Origin of the sequence: Amycolatopsis magusensis, assembly GCF_017875555.1 — a bacterium.
Taxonomy (GTDB): domain Bacteria; phylum Actinomycetota; class Actinomycetes; order Mycobacteriales; family Pseudonocardiaceae; genus Amycolatopsis; species Amycolatopsis magusensis.
Genome location: NZ_JAGGMS010000001.1, coordinates 1429618 through 1445609, shown reverse-complemented (window position 1 = coordinate 1445609; position 15992 = coordinate 1429618). Strand labels below are relative to the sequence as shown.

Genomic DNA, 15992 nt, shown 5'->3' with positions numbered 1-15992 from the left:
TAATGCCCCACTCCTAGCAATCCCTCACTCGTCGGCGAGGGGTTCGGCGCGCACCCGGTTCAGGGCCGGGGTGCACACCGAAGCTGCCAGCACCGCGACCCCGGCGCCCAGCACCACCGGCGCCAGGATCCACGGGCTGAGCACCACGGGACCGTCGTCGACCAGGCTGAACAGCCCGAGGCCGACGACCGCGCCGACCACCCCGGCGCCGATGGTGGCGACCAGTGCGGGCAACGCCGCTTCCGTGCGCAGGGCTCGGGCCAGCGTGCGCACCGGGGTGCCCGCGGCGATCAGCGCGCCGAAGGTGCGCCGCCGGTCCATCACCGAGCCCGCGGTGGCGATCGCCGCGCTGCACCCGGCCAGCACACCCGCCGCGACCAGCCCGATCACCGTCACCCGCCGCAGGTCGCCCAGTTCGGTCTGCTGGTTGCCGAGCATCAGCTCACGGCTGTTGATCTGCTCCCCGGCGGCCGCGCCGACCAGTGCCGTCCGCACCACCTCGCGCGTCTCCGGCGTGGTCGGCACGGCGATCGTGTAGTACTGCGGCTGCACCCCGGCAGGCACCGCCGACGGGTCGACGAACGTGGAAGTGAACCGGTCTTCACCGCGTGGGGCGACCTCGCGCACGACCGTGCCCGCGACCAGCGGCTGCCCCGGGACCAGCGGCTGCCCCGGGCTGTCGTCGCCGGAGACCGTCATGCCGGTCAGGTCCAGCGCGGAGCCCGTGTAGACGGCGGGCTTCCCGTCGCACGTCCCCGGGTCGAACCGCAGCAGGCTGCGGGCGCTCGCGCAGTCGAGCACCTGCGTGTACCGGCCGCCCTCCGAACCCGGTTCCCGCAGTACGACCTGCGGGATGGCGGCCGCCCGCTCCGGCACGCCGTACCGGGTCAGCTCGGCGTTCGCCTGGTCGGTGAGCTGCTGCGCGGCCGTCGCGTCGGTGTCCAGGTAGAGCACCGAATCGTGGAAGGAACGGCCGCCACCGGCGAGCGATTCGAGGCTCGGCAGCAGGGTCAGCGCCATCGATCCGGCGAACACCGCGAGCACCACCCCGGCCGACGCGCGGTAGGCGCCCTTCGGGTCGTCACGCAGCCGCCGACCGGCGAGCAGTCCGGCAGGTTTGCGCCACACCCGGACGAAGATGCCGCCGACCGCCGAGGTCACCCACGGCCCGATCACCGCCGCCGACCCGACCAGCACGGCCAGCCCGCCGAGCACGACCAGGATCCCGCCGCCGTCCTTGGCCGTCGAAATCGCGTAGAAGAAGAACAGCCCGGCCGCGGGGAGCGCGAGCAGGCGCCACCAGTGCAGCGGCTTCTTGGTGTGCCCGCCGGTCGCGCCGAGCGGCGTGGTGACCACCCGCCGGAGCCCGGCGACCGCGGCCAGCAGCACCAGCGCGGGCAGGGCCGCGGTGATGCCGATGGCGAGCGGCAGGGGCAGCGCGAAGTCGTCCGACTGCCAGGTGCCACCCGCCCACGGGACCACCGTGGCCAGCGCGTTCACCAGCGGGCTCACCGCCAGGCCGAGGACCGCCCCGGCCACCGCGGCGAGCGCGGTCTCGGCGGCGACCATGCCGATCACCTGCTTCGGCGTGGCCCCGGCGAGCCGGAGCGCGGCCAGCCGCTGCTCACGCCGGGCGGCGGTCAGGCGGGCGGACGAGGCGACCAGCACCAGGCTCGGCACCAGCAGCACCACCACACCGACGCCGGACAGCAACTGCAGCAGCGGATCCGGCTGGGCGCCGGTCTTCGGGAAGCCGTTCACCGGCCTGGCTCGCTCCGGCATGTCCTCCGGGGCGTGCCCGACCAGCGCCACCAGCTGTTCCGGGTAGGCCAGCGCCTCCTCGCCGAGGATCGACCGCTGGCCCGTGCCGAAGCGGTCGGACAGCTGCGACGCCATCCGCGAATCCATCAGCTGCGCCAGTTCCGGTGAGACGACCGCCTCGCCGGGACCGGGCAGCCGGTCGATGCCCGGTGGCAGGTAGTCCACTTGCGACAGTTGCGCCACGTCGACGCGGATGATCTCCCGGCCGTCGAAGTAGTCGTTGGAGATCACCTTGGCCAGGGTGGCCGCACCTTCGTCCGACGAGCTGAACATCTGTTGCTGCCACAACGAGCGTTCGGCTCGCGCCTGCGTGCCGAACGGCAGGCCGACCAGCAGCAGGACCAGCGCGGTCGCCACGGCGACCCCGACGCCGGTGAGGATGGCCGAGACCCGCGTCCGGCGGTCACCCCGCAGCACGCGCATGGCCAGCTGGAACGGGTTCATGCCGCGACCCGCACATCGATCCGGCCGTCGCGGATGGCCACCGTGCGCGGCATGGACTCGGCCAGCTCGCGGTCGTGGGTCACCACGATCACCGCGGCGCCGGTCTCGGCGGCGGAGGCGAGCAGCGCGCTCATCGTGTCGCGGCCGGTGCGCGTGTCCAGCGCCCCGGTCGGCTCGTCGGCGAAGATCACCTTCGGCTGGTGCGCCAGCGCCCTGGCGATCGCCACCCGCTGCGCCTCACCACCGGAGAGCTCACCCGGGCGTCGCTGCTCCTTGCCCGCGAGCCCGAGCCTGGCCAGCCAGCCGCGGGCGGCGGTGATCGCCTCCTTGCGGCCGGTCCCGGCGAGCAGCCGCGGCAGCGCGGCGTTCTCCTCGGCGGTCAGCTCGGCGACCAGCATGCCCGACTGGAAGACGAAGCCGAACTCCGAGCGCCGCAGCTCGCTGCGCTTGGTCTCGCTGAGCTGGTCGACCCGCTTGCCGCCGAGGTGGATCGCGCCGTCGTCGGCCTTGAGGATGCCGGCCAGCACGTGCAGCAACGAGGTCTTGCCCGAGCCGGACGGCCCGACGATGGCGATCGCCTCCCCGGCGCGGACGTCGATGTCGACCCCGGCCAGCGCGTACTGGGCGCCGTAGCGCTTGACCAGTCCCCTGCCGGACAGCACGGGCGGGCCGTCGTTCGTCCACTGTGGATTCTGCACCGGAAGTCTCCTCGTTCTCGGACCGCGTTTCGCCGAGAAGACTCGCGCAGCGGGCGGGGGCCGGGCTTCGGGCAGACGGCCACCGCGGGCCGCGGCGACCTCGGCCGATCGGCCGAGGGGGAGATGGCCAGGCGGCCAAGGTGCGGGACGCGCGCGATCCTCTACCGTCGCTTCCGTGCCCACCGCCGACCAGCTCACCGACCGGGTCTCCGCCTTCCTGCGGTGGCTCGGCGTGCCCGGCATGGTGCTGCTCGCCGCACTGCTGTGCGACCTGGTGATCATCGCCGGCGCCGGGTTCGACGCCGTCGGCCCGCGCCTGCGTGACCTGGGGATGGTGCCCGGCATCCTGCTGATGTCGGCGTGCGCGGTGTGGGCGCGCAAACAGCCGGTCACCGCCGCGTTCGCCGGTGCGGGCGTGCTGCTGTTCACCTCGGCGCTGCTGCGCTTCGGCCGCGTCCCGGCCTACTCGACGGTGCTGGACGAGCTGTCCTTCGCCGAGACGGTGGCCGGTGTCGAACTCGTGATCTTCGTGGTGCGCGCGGCCCGGCCGGGGGTCGCCTTCGCCGCGACCAGTTCGCTGGTCGTCTCCTGCGTGCTGTCCATCGCCACGCGCGGGAACATGGACCCGGTCAGCGCCACGGTGAGCGGCCGGTCCCCGTTCTTCGGCCTGGGGTTGCTGATCGCCGCCGTGTTGTTCGGCCTTGGCGCCCGGCGCCCGGCGCAGCGCAAGCGGAAGACCCGGTTCGCCGAAGTGGTCAGCGGGCAGTGGCCGCTGGTCGGCGGGCTGTCCCTGCTGATGTTCTTCGACCTGGCCGCGGCCTTCGAGTCCGGCCCGCGGGTCGGGCCGACGCTGCTCTGCTCGTTCGTCGCGGTGGTGCTCGCCGTGGTGGCGATCCGGAAACCGGTACCGGCGGCCTGGGCGCTGGCCGGGGTGATGCTGGTGTCCGTGGTGGTCACGCGGCTGGTGCTGCGGGGCCACGCGAGCTACGTGCTCGCGGGCGGCACCCCCATCGCCCAGGTCGGGGCCGGGGCGGCGATGACCGTGTTGCTGATCCGGTACGTCGGCAACGCCCGTGCCGTCCCCGCCATCGCCGCCCTCTCCGCGGTGGTGGCGGCCGGCGCGGTGGTCAACACCCTGCCCTCCGGGCCCACGTTCGACCTCGACGACCTGCAGCCGCACGTGCTCTCCGCGGTCCTCCTGCTCGGCATCTCGGTGGCCACCGGGTTGTTCCTGCGCTCACGCGACTCCGAGCGCAAGCAGGTGGTGCAGTCCGCGGTCACCGACGCGCAGACCTCCGAGCGCATGGCGCTGGCCAGGGAACTGCACGACGTGGTGGCCCACCACGTGACCGGGATCGTGGTGCAGGCGCAGGCAGCGAAGATGGTCGCCGGGAAGAACCCGCAGGTGGCGCTGGACGCGCTGGACCGGATCGAGACCGCGGGCACCGAAGCGCTGACCGCGATGCGGCGGCTGGTGCGCAGCATGCGCGGCGACCACCCGGCTGGCACCACCGAGTTCAGCGAGCAGGCCACCATGGACCTGGCCGCCGACCTGCACAAGATGGTCGACGCGGCGAACCACGGGGTGTACACCAAGATCCAGCTGAACCTGCCGGAAGACCTGCCGCAGGAGGTGGCCCGCTCGGCGTTGCGCCTGGTCCAGGAGTCGCTGACGAACATCGGCAAGCACGCCGCCGGCGCCAGCGTCGCCTGGGTGTCGGTGCGGGAAGAGCAGGGCGAACTGCACATCAGGGTGAGCGACAACGGACGCGGGCAGAGCCAGCGGACCGCGCCGGTCTCCAGCGGATACGGTCTGGTCGGCATGCGCGAACGGGTCGCGCTGCTGCACGGACGGCTTTCGGCCGGGCCGTCGCCGGAGGGTGGCTGGCTGGTCGAAGCGTGGTTGCCACTGGCGGGAGCGGAATGATCCGGGTGCTGATCGCGGACGATCAGGAAATGGTGCGGATGGGTTTCCGCATGATCCTCGACGCGCAGGACGACATCGAGGTGGTGGCCGACGTGGCGAACGGCGTGGACGCCGTGCGCCAGGCGCGCGAGCTGCGCCCGGACGTCTGCCTGCTGGACATCCGCATGCCCGAACTGGACGGGCTGGCGGTGACCAGGCAGCTGGCCGGGCCGGAGGTCACCGACCCGCTGAAGGTCGTCGTGGTCACCACCTTCGACCTCGACGAATACGTGCACACCGCGTTGCGCAACGGCGCCAGCGGCTTCCTGCTCAAGGACGCCGGGCCCGCGCTGCTGATCGAGGCGGTGCGCGCGGCCGCCCGCGGGGACGCGCTGGTGTCACCGCAGATCACCGTGCGCCTGCTGAAGCACTTCGACAGCAAACCGGCCCGGCAGGCGGTCGATCCGCCGTCGGAGTCGCTGACCGCGCGCGAAATCGACGTGGTGAAGGCGACCGCGCGCGGGCTGACCAACACCGAGATCGGCAGCGAACTGTTCCTGTCGCTGTCCACGGTGAAAACGCACCTGGCGTCGGTGCAGGGCAAGATCGGCGCGCGCAACCGGGTGGAGACCGCCGCGTGGGCCTGGCGTTCCGGGCTGATGGACGAGTGAACCGCACCCCGTAGAATCCCGTGATGCGCCGTCGTTTCCACGCTCCTGTCGTCCTCCCCGCCGATCCTTCCTGTGCCGTGCTCCGCGACGCGGTGGTCGATGTCGACGCGGACGGGCGGATCGCCCACTGCGGTCCGGCCTCGACCGCCCCCGAGAGCGACGCCCCGCGCACCGAGCTGACCGGCGTCCTGCTGCCCGGCCTGGTCAACACGCACGCGCACAGCCCGATGGTGCTGCTGCGCGGCATGGGCTCGGACCTGCCGCTGCTGCGGTGGCTCAGCGAGGTCATCTGGCCGGCCGAGGCGCGGTTGCGCCCGGAGGACATCCGCACCGGCATGCTGCTGGGCTCGGTCGAAATGCTCCGCCACGGCGTCACCACCAGCGCGGAGATGTACTTCCACGGCGAGCAGCTCGCCGACGCGGTGCTGGCCACCGGCGCCCGCGTGTCGATCGGCGCGCCGATCATGGATCTGCCCGGCATGGACTGGCGGGCGCAGCTGACCGCGATCGACAACTGGATCGACGCCGACGGCCTGCGCTTCGGCCCGGGTGAGCGCATCGAACTCAGCTACGGCCCGCATTCGGCGTACACGCTGCCGGAGGAGGCGCTGCGGCTGACCGCGGAATCCGCCGTGCACCGGGACGCGCTGGTGCAGATCCACGTGGCCGAGGCCCGCGCGGAGGACGAGAAGCAGCGCGCCGAGCACGGTTCGGTGCCGAAGCTGCTGGCCAAGGTCGGCCTGCTGGACACCAGGATGATCGCCGCCCACGCGATCCACCTGTCCGACGAGGACATCGCGTTGTTCGCCGGGCACGGGGTCGGCGTCGCGCACTGCCCCGGGTCGAACGCGAAGCTCGCCTCCGGCATCGCGCGGCTGGCGGAACTGCGTGCGGCGAAGGTGCCGGTCGGCCTGGGCACCGACGGCCCGGCCAGCAACGACGACCTGGACCTGTGGGAAGAGGTGCAGCTCTCGGCGATGTTCTCGCGGCTGGCGACCGGGGATTCGACCGCGTTGAGCGCGGCGGACGCGCTGCTGCTGGCCACGCGCGGCGGTGCCGACGCACTCGGCCGGTCGGACATCGGCGCGCTGGAAGCCGGTCGCTGGGCGGATCTGGTGCACCTCGACCTGGACGACCCGGCGTTCGCCACGGGCCTCGACGTGCCGGACGCGCAACTGCTGGCGAACCTGGTGTGGGGCGTGGGTTCGCGGCGGGTGCGCGACGTCTGGGTGGCGGGCGAGCAGGTCGTCGCGGACGGGGAGTCGACCAAGGTGGACCGCCGTGCCGCGCAGACGGCCGTCGCGGAGACGTCGGCTCGCCTGCGCGCCTGAATTCGCCGTGGAAGGCGGACCAGAGCTGTCCGCTATAGCCGTCATGCTGGGTTCATGACTCAGTCGAACGAGGTCGGGCGCACCCGCGACGCCGGGTGGCAGATCGGGGTGTCGAAGACGCTGGACCACCCGGTGGCCGAGGTGTGGGACTTCCTCACCTCGCCGGAGGGTGTCGCGATCTGGCTGGGCGAGGGCGTCACGCTCCCGCGCGAGCCGGGCACCGGGTACGAGACGGCGGCCGGGGTGCGGGGCGAGACGCGCAGCTTCCGCGAACTCGACCGCCTCCGGCTCACCTGGCAGCCGTCCGGCTGGAGCCACGACACCACGCTGCAGTTGACGGTGACCTCCGCGGGCGAGGGCCGGGCGCGGCTCGGCGTGCACCAGGAGCGGCTGGCGGACGCCGGCGAGCGCGAGCGGCAGCGGGCGCACTGGCAGGACGTGGTCGCCGGGATCGTCGCCGCGCTGGAGCGTTAGACCAGGTCGGCGTCGTGGACGAGGAGCGCGATCTGCACCCGGTTGTTCAGGTCGAGCTTGGTCAGGATCGACGAGACGTGCGTTTTCACCGTCGGGACGCCGAGGTGCAGCGTCCGGGCGATCTCCGCGTTCGACCGGCCGCGGCCGACCTCGACGGCGACCTCGCGCTCCCGTTCGTTCAACCGGGCCAGCCGCGACGCCGCGCGGGTGCGGCGGCGGTCCTGATCGGACTCGGCGACCCGGTCCATCAGCCGCCGGGTCACCGCGGGGGACAGCACCGGGTTGCCCTGCGCCACCTGCCGGACCGCGGCCACGATCTCGCCGGGCGGGGTGTCCTTGAGCAGGAACCCGGCGGCTCCGGCCCGCAGTGCGCGCAGCACGTGGCGATCGGCGTCGAAGGTGGTCAGCACGATGACCTCGGGCGCCGACGGCCGGGCACGCAGGGCTTCGGTGGCGGTGAGCCCGTCCATCGCGGGCATCCGGATGTCCATCAGGACCACGTCCGGTTCGTGCGCTTCGACCAGCGCCGGCACCTCGGTGCCGTCCCCGGCTTCGGCGACCACCCGCAGGTCTTCGGCGCCGCCGAGCATCATGCGCAGCCCGGCACGCACCAGCGGATCGTCGTCGACGAGCAGCACCCGGATCACGGCGGCCACGGTAGCCAGGCCGACACCCGCCACTCACCGGCGGCTTCCGGGCCGTAGGTCAGCCGCCCGCCCACGATGGCCGCGCGCTCGGTCAGCCCGGCGAGCCCCTGGCCCGAACCGCTCGACCGGCCTGCCGCCGAGTTGGTCACCTCGACGGTCAGGCCGTTCTCGGGCCCACCGTCCACAGTGACCTCGACGGCCGCGCCGGGTGCGTGCTTGCGGGCGTTGGTCAGGCTTTCCTGGACGATCCGGTACGCGGTCCGGCCGAGCGTGTCCGGCGGCTCGCCCCGGAGGTGCCGCCGGAGTTCGACGCGCATGCCCGCCTGACGGGACTCCTCCAGCAACGCGTCCAGGTCACCGATGCCCGGCTGGGGCCGGTCACCGACCGGCGCGCGCAGCACCCCGAGCACCTCGCGCAGGTCCTGCAACGCCTGGTGCGAGCTTTCCCGGATCACCTTCGCGGCCCGCGCGATCTCGTCGGCGGGCGCGTCCGGCCGGAACTCCAGCGCGCCCGCGTGCACGCTGAGCAGGGAAAGCCGGTGCCCGAGCACGTCGTGCATCTCGCGGGCGATCTCCTCGCGCGTGGCCCGGACCGCGCGTTCCCGCAGGGACACCACCAGCTTGCGCCGGTGGTGGATCGCCAGCCCCCAGCCGACCACCGCGCCCTGCACCACCAGCCCGAACAACAGCATCAGCGACGCGGGCGCGTCGGGCTCCGGCCGCAGTTCCTGGTAGGTGAAGGCGGCGACCAGACCACCGGCGAACAGCAGCGCGGTGACCCGCGGCGGCCGCAGCACGGCGACGGTGAACAGGGCCACCATCGCCGCCCCGCCGACCAGCTCGGAGAACGAGGACAGCGCGATCAGCGCAGCCGCCAGCGGCACCGGCCACCGGCGGCGGAACCACAGCGCGGCGCAGCCGAGCGCACCGGCGACCTGGTCCAGATCGAGCAGCCAGGCCGGTTCGGGCGAGGGCCACCACCGCATCCGGCCCACCGCCAGCCAGAGCCCGAACACCACGGCGAGCCCGAACACCACGCTGTCCACGATCCACTGACGGCGGGTGCGGGTGCTCACGCAGCGAACCTACCCAGCGATCGGCTCGTCGCGGGCGGATCCGATACCGAAGTCGCCGCGGCCGATACCTTCGGCCGATCACCGCGCGGGCCGGGCTCCCTAGCGTCGTTCACCATGCGGAAGTCGTGGGAGACCCTGGGCGGGCTCCTGGTGCTGATGGGCCTCAGCGGCACCATCGACCACCTCGCCCACCAGCCGATCCTCGGGCCGTTCCTGAACGCGTTCAACCGGTACGTCTTCCCGCGCTTCGAGGTGCTGCACGGGTACGAGCTCTACGCGAACCTGCTGGTGGCCGTGGCCGGCGTGGTGGTCATCGCGGCCGCACGACGAGTTCGGTGAGGTGCGCGTCCGGGCTCGCGGACACCGCGGCCAGCACCGCCTTCGCCACCGAGTCCGGCCGCAGGTACCGGTCGGGGTCGTACTCGTTGCCCTCCCCGGCGACGATCGTCCGCTGCATGTCGGTGTCGGTCCGTCCGGGATGGACGGACGTGACGCGGATGCCGTTCGGCTCCTCCTCGGCGCGCAGGACGTCGGCGAAGGCACGCACGGCGAACTTGCTCGCCGCGTAGGGACCCCAGCCCGGCCGTGCGTTGAGCCCGGCACCGGAGTTGATCACCACGACGTGCCCCTTGGCGGCTCGCAACGCGGGCAGCAGCAACCGGGTCAGCTCGGCGACCACCACCACGTTCACCTCGAAGTTGCGCCGCCAGTCCTCGGCGGTGGCCTGCTCCACGGTCCCCAGTTCGGCCACCCCGGCCGAGTGGACCAGCACGTCGAGCCGGTCGATCCCGGCGACGGCCGCGCGCACGGCGTCGAAGTCGCCCAGGTCGACCGCCCACGGCCGCGTACCGGGTGACCCGGCCGCGCGCTCGGCCAGCGCGGCGGCGTCCCGGCCGCCGAGCAGCACCTGGTGGGTGGGTTCGAGCGCCTGCGCGACGGCGGCGCCGATGCCCCGCGAAGCTCCGGTGACCAGTGCGAGCGGCTGTTCAGTCATGCCGACACGGTAGGAGCCACTTGACTCGGCGGCGCGACGGGCCTGTGATGGGCGATCATGAAGGCGACTGATCCCGGTGACCGCGTGCTCCGCAAGGTGGCGCTGCGGCTGATGCCGTTCCTCTGCCTGCTGTACTTCGTGAACTACCTGGACCGGGTCAATCTTGCCTTCGCCGCTCCGGCGGGGATGAACGAGGAACTCGGGCTGACCGCGACCGTCTTCGGGTTCGCGTCCGGCATCTTCTTCCTCGGCTACCTGCTGCTCGAGGTGCCGAGCAACCTGGCGCTGCACCGGTTCGGCGCGCGGCGGTGGATGGCCCGGATCATGATCACCTGGGGCGTGGTGGCCACCGTGATGGCCTTCGTGCCGAACGCGACCACGCTGGTCGTCCTGCGGTTCCTGCTCGGGGTCGCCGAGGCGGGCTTCTTCCCCGGGATCATCCTGTACCTGACCTTCTGGTTCCCGGCCGCGCAGCGCGCGAAGGCCGTGGCGATGTTCATGGCCGCGGTGCCGATCTCCTCGGCGGTCGGCTCGACCGTCTCCGGCCTGCTGATCTCCGGCGGCGACGGGGTGTTCGGCCTGTCCGGCTGGCGGTTCATGTTCCTGGTCGAGGGCGTACCGGCGATCCTGCTGGCCTTCGTCACCTGGTTCTACCTGACCGACCGCCCGGAGAAGGCCAAGTGGCTGACCGAGAGCGAGCGCACCTGGCTTGCGTCCACCTTGGACGCGGAGAAGGCGAACACCGAGCAGAAGCACCACTGGCCGTTGCGCAAGGCGCTGACCCACCCGCGCATCCTGGCGCTGGCGTTCGTCTACTTCGGCATCGCCTACGGCCTCTACGCGCTCGGGTTCTTCCTGCCGACCATCATCGCCGGGTTCAAGCAGCAGTTCGGCGTGCAGTTCTCCATCACCGAGACCGGGCTGATCACCGCGATCCCGTACGTGGTCGGCGCGGTGGTGATGGTGCTGTGGGCGCGCCACGGCGACCGGACCGGCGAGCGCACCTGGCACGTGGCGCTGCCGATGCTGGTCGGCGGCGCGGCCATCCCGGTGGCGTTGTACCTGGGCAACCCGGTGCTGGCGATGGTCGCGGTGACCATCTGCGCCACCGGGGTCTGCTCGGCGCTGCCGACCTTCTGGGCGCTGCCGTCGAGCTTCCTCTCCGGGGCCGCGGCGGCCGGCGGGATCGCGATGATCAACTCGCTGGGCAACATCAGCGGGTTCGCCGCGCCCTACATCACCGGCTGGCTGAAGGACGCCACCGGCAGCCAGCGGACCGGGCTGTGGGCGGTCGGCCTGTGCATGATCGCCGCCGCCGGGGTCGCCATCGTGCTGGGCAAGCGCATCAAGCAGGACGCGCTTCAGTAACTCAGCCAGCTTTCGTCGTCGGTGGCCTGCGCGAGCAGTTTCTGCAGCAGGCCACGCAGTGCTTCCGTCTCCCGTGCGGTCAACCCGGCGACGAGGTCGTGTTCGGCCCGCATCATCGGGCCTTCGGCGGCGGCGAGCAGCCGTTCGGTGCCCTCGGTGAGCACCAGCCGCACGGTCCGCCCGGTGGCGCCGGGCACCCGGTACAGGTGCCCGGCGTCCTCCAGTTCGCCGACCATCTCGTGCAGTGACTGCCTGCTGACGCCGAACTGGCGCGCGAGTTCCGACATGGTCAGCTCCGGTTCGAGCTGGAGTTGCACCAGCACGCCGAACTGACGGGCGGTGAGCCCGAACCGGCGCAGTCGCTCGGCCGCCTGCCGCGACGCGAGCGTGTGCGCGTAGGCGAGCAGGTACGGAATGGGCGGCTTCACAGTGCACAGAATAAACGCTGACTGTCAAGGTTCCTGACGTTTCGCGACGTATTCGCAGTAAGCTTTCCAAGCCTCAAATCCGGCAAATCACCTACTGAGATCGATCTCGCGCTGCCCGTGAACGGGGTGGCTCAAATTTGAGTATGGGAGCTGCAGATGATCCATGCCCGCGGTCTGACCAGGCATTTCAAGGTCAAGAAGGAGACCGTGGCAGCCGTCCGGGGCCTCGATCTGGACGTCGAGGAAGGCGAACTGGTCGCCTTCCTCGGCCCGAACGGCGCCGGGAAATCCACCAGCCTGCGCATGCTGACCACCGTGCTGCCGCCGACGGCGGGCACGGCGGTGGTGGCGGGGCACGACATCCGCACCGAACCGGCCGCCGCACGCGAACGGATCGGCTACATCGGCCAGGGCAAGAGCTCCGGCGACTACTTCCGGGTGGCCGACGAGCTGTTCAGCCAGGGCCGGTGCTACGGCCTCAGCCGGTCGGAAGCCCGGAAGCGAGCCGGTGATCTGCTCGCCATGCTGGACCTGGAAGCGCTCGGGAAGCGTTACGCCAACACGCTTTCCGGTGGCCAGCGACGGCGGCTCGACATCGCGCTCGGGCTGATCCACCGGCCGAAGCTGCTGTTCATGGACGAACCGTCGTCCGGCCTCGACCCGCAGAACCGGGCGAACCTCTGGGAGCACATCCTGCGCCTGCGGCGGGAGTTCGGCACCACGATCTTCCTCACCACGCACTACCTGGACGAAGCCGACGCGATGGCCGAGCGGGTGCTGGTGATCGACCACGGCAGCGTCATCGCCGACGACACCGCCGCGAACCTGAAGGCGAACCTGGCCGGTGACCTGATCGAAGTGCTCGTCGACGAACCGCGCCGCGCGGCGGAACTGGCACCACCGGCCAAGGAGGTGCTCGTCGACGGGGACCTGGTGACCGTCCGGCTGTCCGGGCAGGCCACCGCCGCGTTGCCGCGCTACCTGCGGGAGTTGTACCGGGAGGGGATCACCGTGCGCTCGGCCGACCTCCGCCGCCCGACCCTGGACGACGTGTTCCTCGGCCTCACCGGCCGCAGCCTGCGCGAATCAGCCTGAGGAGAAGACGCATGAACCTGCTCACCCACACCGGGGTGGTCTTCGGCCGGGAGATCAAACCGCACCTGCTCAGCCCGGCGGGGCTGCTGATCACCATGGCCCAGCCGCTGGTGTTCCTGCTGTTGTTCGGCCCGCTGCTGCCCGGCGACGGCTCGCCGTGGCAGTGGTTCGTCCCGGGCATCCTGGTGATGCTTTCGTTGTTCGGCACCATGGCCTCGGGCTACGGGCTGCTGATGGAACGCGGCACCGGTTCGCTGGAACGGCTGCTGGTCACCCCGCTCAGCCGGACCGCGATGCTGCTGGGCCGGGTGCTCAAAGAAGTGGTGGTGCTGCTGGCGCAGGCGGTGCTGATCACGCTGGTGGTGCTGCCGCTGGGCTTCACCCTGTACCCGGCCGGCGTGCTCGCGGGCCTGGTGTTCCTGGCGGTGCTCGGGTTCGGCATGGGCGCGCTGTCGTTCGCGCTGGCGATCGCGGTGCGCAAGCAGGACTCGCTGTTCTGGGCGGTGCACCAGACGGTGCTGTTCCCGCTGCTGCTGCTCTCCGGCGTGCTGTTGCCCCTCGACGGCGCCCCGGCCTGGCTGCACACCGTCGCCCGGCTGAACCCACTGTCCTATGTGGTCGATGCGCAACGGGCGCTGTTCCGCGGTGACCTGGCCACCGCCCCGGTCCTGCACGGCGGACTGGCGGTGGCGGGCATCGCCGCACTCGGCCTCTACCTGGGCACCTCCGCCATGCGCCGGGCCACCGAGTAAGAACGCTAGGAGTGGGGCATTACTACCATCCATTGCAAGTAATGCCCCACTCATAGCATTGGGGTGGGGGTCAGCGGATGCCGATCTTGCCGGGCAGGTGCCTGCCTCGCTGCCGCCACACCGAGACGATGGCCGGGCGCGGCTGGGTGGTGCCGCCGTCGGGCCAGTGCGAGGTCGGGCTGCCCGAGTTCGGCGCGTTCTCCCCGGGGTGCTGCACGGCGACCAGCACCAGGTCCGAGGTGACCACCGGGCCACAGGTTTCCGCGCCGGTCGGCACCGAGAGGAACTGCTGCACCTTGCCGCGTTCCGGACCGCTCACCGGCACCGAGAACAACCCGTCGTGCGAACCGAGCGCGTTGCCGTCGGTGGAGATCCACAGGTTGCCGTGCGGGTCGAAGGCCACGTTGTCCGGGCACGAGATCGGCGAGACCTGCGACTTGTCGAACCCGCCGAAGTAGGTGTCGGCGGCCTTCGGGTCACCGCAGACCAGCAGCAGGCGCCAGGCGAACTTCGTCGACGCCGCACCGCCGATCTCCTCGAACTCCAGCACGTGCCCGTTGCGGTTGCCGTTGCGCGGGTTGGCCTCGTCGACCCCGGCCTTGCCCGCCGCGCCGCGGTCGGAGTTGTTGGTCAGCGCCACGTACACCCGGCCGTTGACCGGGTTCGGCTCGATGTCCTCCGGGCGGTCCATCTTCGTCGGCAGCACCTTGTCCGCGGCCTGCCGGGTGAAGACGTACACCTCCTCGGCGGTGAAACCCTCCACAAAGGACTTGTTGCCCGCCGCCAGCGGAAGCCACTCGCCGCTGCCGTCGAACTCGCCGTCGGCGGGCACCTTGCCGGTGCCGTCGATCTCGGCCGCCGGGCTGTCACCGGTGAACCGGCCGACGTAGAGCGTGCCGTCGTCGAGCAGGCTCGAGTTGTGGCGGCGGGCGTGCGCGCTGTTGCCCTTCTTGTACTTGCCGTTCGACACGTACTTGTAGATGTATTCGAAGCGCTCGTCGTCACCGGAGTAGGCGACCACGCGGCCGTCCTCGGCGATCTTGATCGCGGCGCCCTCGTGCTTGAACCGCCCGAGGTGCGTGTGCTTGACCGGCTTCGAGTTCGGGTCGTGCGGGTCGATCTCCACCACCCAGCCGAAGCGGTTCGGCTCGTTCGGCTCCTGGGTGACGTCCCAGCGCTTGTCGAACCGCTCCCACTTGCGGGTGCTCGCACCACCGGAGAAGCCGTAGCGCTTGAGCCGCGCGGCCTGCACCGGGTCGGTCACCGCACCGGCGTTGGCGAAGTACTGGTTGATGTTCTCCTCACCGGAAAGCACGGTGCCCCAAGGGGTCACGCTGCCCGCGCAGTTGTTCTGCGTGCCGCGGACGGTCCGGCCGGCCGGGTCGGCGGAGGTCTTCAGGAACTGCGAACCGGCGGCGGGCCCACGCACCTCGAACTCGGTGTTCAGCGTGATGCGGCGGTTGAACGGGCTCGGCACCACGCGCAGGCCGCCGTGCACGGGGTCGCGCAGGGCCTGCACCACGGACAGCCCGTGCGCGGCCCAGGCGATCTTGACCTGCTCCTCGGTCGGGTTGGCCGGGTCGTACTGGTCCACCGGGAACATGTGCACCTCGGTGGTGTACTCGTGGTTGGCCACGAGCAGGTTCGCGATGCCCAGCGGGTCCTGCGGGATGAGCCCGACGAAGTCGTTGTTGTAGCCGAACTGCTTCTCCTGCGCGGCCGCGGTCTGCTTGGCGAAGTCGAACTTCGGCGCGCCGGGCACCACCGCGTCGCCCCAGCGGATGACCACGCGCTGGTCGTAGCCGGGCGGGATGGTGACCGCGTCGTTGGTGTTCGGCGGCACCGGGTCGAAGTCGGTGCCGGGCACCTTCTTCGCCGGCTTGCCGGGCTTGCCGTGCCCTTCGGCCTGCACGGGCGCGGCCGCGGCGGTCCCGGAGAGGGCGGCGAACCCGCCCGCGGCGGCGGCCATCACCGCGCTGGCCTTCAGCGCGCCGCGGCGCGAAAGCACGTTCTTCGCCACGTCGCCGAAGTACTCGTTGTCCGAGGTGTTCGGCTCGGGGTGCGCGCAGGCGTTGCCGCAGCGGTACTCACAGGTGACCGCCGATCGGCCGCCGGGGTGAGAGGTGAGCAACGGCAGCAGCCGCTGAGGCTCGACGGGCACGGTGCCTCCATGGTGGTCCAGTCAGGGGAACGCCGTGACGTTAAGCGACCAAAGAGAGCCCGTTCCGACTTGCACGTGAACAGCCGGAGAACGCGGTGTGGCGCACTGCCCGCGGGTGTGTGCGCC

At 71.6% G+C, this 15992-nt stretch carries 15 protein-coding genes; 8 read left to right on the top strand and 7 right to left on the bottom strand.

Annotation, left to right across the window (positions count from 1 at the left end):
- Nucleotides 1-24 precede the first annotated feature (24 nt).
- Nucleotides 25-2265, bottom strand: a complete 2241-nt coding sequence (locus tag JOM49_RS06825; RefSeq protein WP_209663504.1) for an FtsX-like permease family protein — start codon at nt 2263-2265, stop codon at nt 25-27.
- Nucleotides 2262-2963 carry an ABC transporter ATP-binding protein gene (locus JOM49_RS06820; RefSeq protein WP_209663503.1) on the bottom strand — a complete coding sequence of 234 codons (702 nt, stop codon included), beginning with the start codon at nt 2961-2963 and terminating at the stop codon, nt 2262-2264. The genes JOM49_RS06825 and JOM49_RS06820 overlap by 4 nt, the downstream gene beginning before the upstream one ends.
- A gap of 175 nt (nt 2964-3138) precedes the next feature.
- Here JOM49_RS06820 and JOM49_RS06815 point away from each other — a divergent pair, with 175 nt between their 5' ends.
- The 4 genes from JOM49_RS06815 to JOM49_RS06800 are packed head-to-tail and all read left to right on the top strand — an operon-like array spanning nt 3139 to nt 7345.
- A complete protein-coding gene (locus tag JOM49_RS06815) occupies nt 3139-4890 on the top strand; it encodes a sensor histidine kinase (protein ID WP_308158672.1) in 1752 nt (583 codons plus the stop codon).
- Nucleotides 4887-5540: a response regulator gene (locus tag JOM49_RS06810; protein WP_209663502.1), complete on the top strand. Its 654-nt coding sequence runs from the start codon at nt 4887-4889 to the stop codon at nt 5538-5540. Before JOM49_RS06815 ends, JOM49_RS06810 begins: the two co-directional genes overlap by 4 nt.
- A 23-nt stretch (nt 5541-5563) precedes the next feature.
- Nucleotides 5564-6871 carry an amidohydrolase family protein gene (locus JOM49_RS06805; RefSeq protein WP_209663501.1) on the top strand — a complete coding sequence of 436 codons (1308 nt, stop codon included), beginning with the start codon at nt 5564-5566 and terminating at the stop codon, nt 6869-6871.
- 54 nt (nt 6872-6925) lie between these two features.
- On the top strand, nt 6926-7345 hold the full coding sequence (locus tag JOM49_RS06800) for an SRPBCC family protein (RefSeq protein WP_209663500.1): 420 nt from the start codon (nt 6926-6928) through the stop codon (nt 7343-7345).
- Here the strand turns inward: JOM49_RS06800 and JOM49_RS06795 are convergent.
- Both JOM49_RS06795 and JOM49_RS44025 read right to left on the bottom strand, forming a co-directional pair.
- Nucleotides 7342-8001 carry a response regulator gene (locus JOM49_RS06795; protein WP_209663499.1) on the bottom strand — a complete coding sequence of 220 codons (660 nt, stop codon included), beginning with the start codon at nt 7999-8001 and terminating at the stop codon, nt 7342-7344. The genes JOM49_RS06800 and JOM49_RS06795 overlap by 4 nt on opposite strands.
- The gene (locus JOM49_RS44025; RefSeq protein WP_308158671.1) at nt 7989-9068 is read right to left on the bottom strand and encodes a sensor histidine kinase; all 1080 of its coding nucleotides are present in this window, start codon (nt 9066-9068) and stop codon (nt 7989-7991) included. Before JOM49_RS44025 ends, JOM49_RS06795 begins: the two co-directional genes overlap by 13 nt.
- A 114-nt stretch (nt 9069-9182) precedes the next feature.
- Here JOM49_RS44025 and JOM49_RS06785 point away from each other — a divergent pair, with 114 nt between their 5' ends.
- Complete coding sequence (locus JOM49_RS06785; protein ID WP_209663498.1) at nt 9183-9407, top strand: hypothetical protein; 225 nt, start codon at nt 9183-9185, stop codon at nt 9405-9407.
- Here the strand turns inward: JOM49_RS06785 and JOM49_RS06780 are convergent.
- Complete coding sequence (locus tag JOM49_RS06780) at nt 9379-10062, bottom strand: SDR family oxidoreductase (RefSeq protein WP_209663497.1); 684 nt, start codon at nt 10060-10062, stop codon at nt 9379-9381. The two genes, JOM49_RS06785 and JOM49_RS06780, sit on opposite strands and share 29 nt — an antisense overlap.
- Nucleotides 10063-10119: 57 nt before the next feature.
- Here JOM49_RS06780 and JOM49_RS06775 point away from each other — a divergent pair, with 57 nt between their 5' ends.
- Nucleotides 10120-11430: an MFS transporter gene (locus JOM49_RS06775; RefSeq protein ID WP_209663496.1), complete on the top strand. Its 1311-nt coding sequence runs from the start codon at nt 10120-10122 to the stop codon at nt 11428-11430.
- On the opposite strand, the gene JOM49_RS06770 is transcribed toward JOM49_RS06775, so the two are convergent.
- On the bottom strand, nt 11424-11858 hold the full coding sequence (locus JOM49_RS06770; RefSeq protein ID WP_209663495.1) for a MarR family winged helix-turn-helix transcriptional regulator: 435 nt from the start codon (nt 11856-11858) through the stop codon (nt 11424-11426). The two genes, JOM49_RS06775 and JOM49_RS06770, sit on opposite strands and share 7 nt — an antisense overlap.
- A 156-nt stretch (nt 11859-12014) precedes the next feature.
- On the opposite strand from JOM49_RS06770, the gene JOM49_RS06765 reads away from it, so the two are divergent.
- Complete coding sequence (locus JOM49_RS06765; RefSeq protein ID WP_209663494.1) at nt 12015-12953, top strand: ATP-binding cassette domain-containing protein; 939 nt, start codon at nt 12015-12017, stop codon at nt 12951-12953.
- An 11-nt stretch (nt 12954-12964) separates the two neighbouring features.
- Complete coding sequence (locus tag JOM49_RS06760) at nt 12965-13705, top strand: ABC transporter permease (protein ID WP_209663493.1); 741 nt, start codon at nt 12965-12967, stop codon at nt 13703-13705.
- A gap of 70 nt (nt 13706-13775) precedes the next feature.
- Here JOM49_RS06760 and JOM49_RS06755 read toward each other — a convergent pair whose 3' ends face one another.
- The gene (locus JOM49_RS06755; RefSeq protein ID WP_209663492.1) at nt 13776-15866 is read right to left on the bottom strand and encodes a PhoX family protein; all 2091 of its coding nucleotides are present in this window, start codon (nt 15864-15866) and stop codon (nt 13776-13778) included.
- Nucleotides 15867-15992 lie beyond the last annotated feature (126 nt).

Bases quoted from the DNA above. Each gene is read 5' to 3' on its own strand.
- JOM49_RS06800 (WP_209663500.1), top strand. From the start codon at position 6,926: ATGACTCAGTCGAACGAGGTCGGGCGCACCCGCGACGCCGGGTGGCAG.
- JOM49_RS06810 (WP_209663502.1), top strand. From the start codon at position 4,887: ATGATCCGGGTGCTGATCGCGGACGATCAGGAAATGGTGCGGATGGGT.
- JOM49_RS06765 (WP_209663494.1), top strand. From the start codon at position 12,015: ATGATCCATGCCCGCGGTCTGACCAGGCATTTCAAGGTCAAGAAGGAG.
- JOM49_RS06825 (WP_209663504.1), bottom strand. From the start codon at position 2,265: ATGAACCCGTTCCAGCTGGCCATGCGCGTGCTGCGGGGTGACCGCCGG.
- JOM49_RS06775 (WP_209663496.1), top strand. From the start codon at position 10,120: ATGAAGGCGACTGATCCCGGTGACCGCGTGCTCCGCAAGGTGGCGCTG.
- JOM49_RS06785 (WP_209663498.1), top strand. From the start codon at position 9,183: ATGCGGAAGTCGTGGGAGACCCTGGGCGGGCTCCTGGTGCTGATGGGC.
- JOM49_RS06780 (WP_209663497.1), bottom strand. From the start codon at position 10,062: ATGACTGAACAGCCGCTCGCACTGGTCACCGGAGCTTCGCGGGGCATC.
- JOM49_RS06760 (WP_209663493.1), top strand. From the start codon at position 12,965: ATGAACCTGCTCACCCACACCGGGGTGGTCTTCGGCCGGGAGATCAAA.
- JOM49_RS06805 (WP_209663501.1), top strand. From the start codon at position 5,564: ATGCGCCGTCGTTTCCACGCTCCTGTCGTCCTCCCCGCCGATCCTTCC.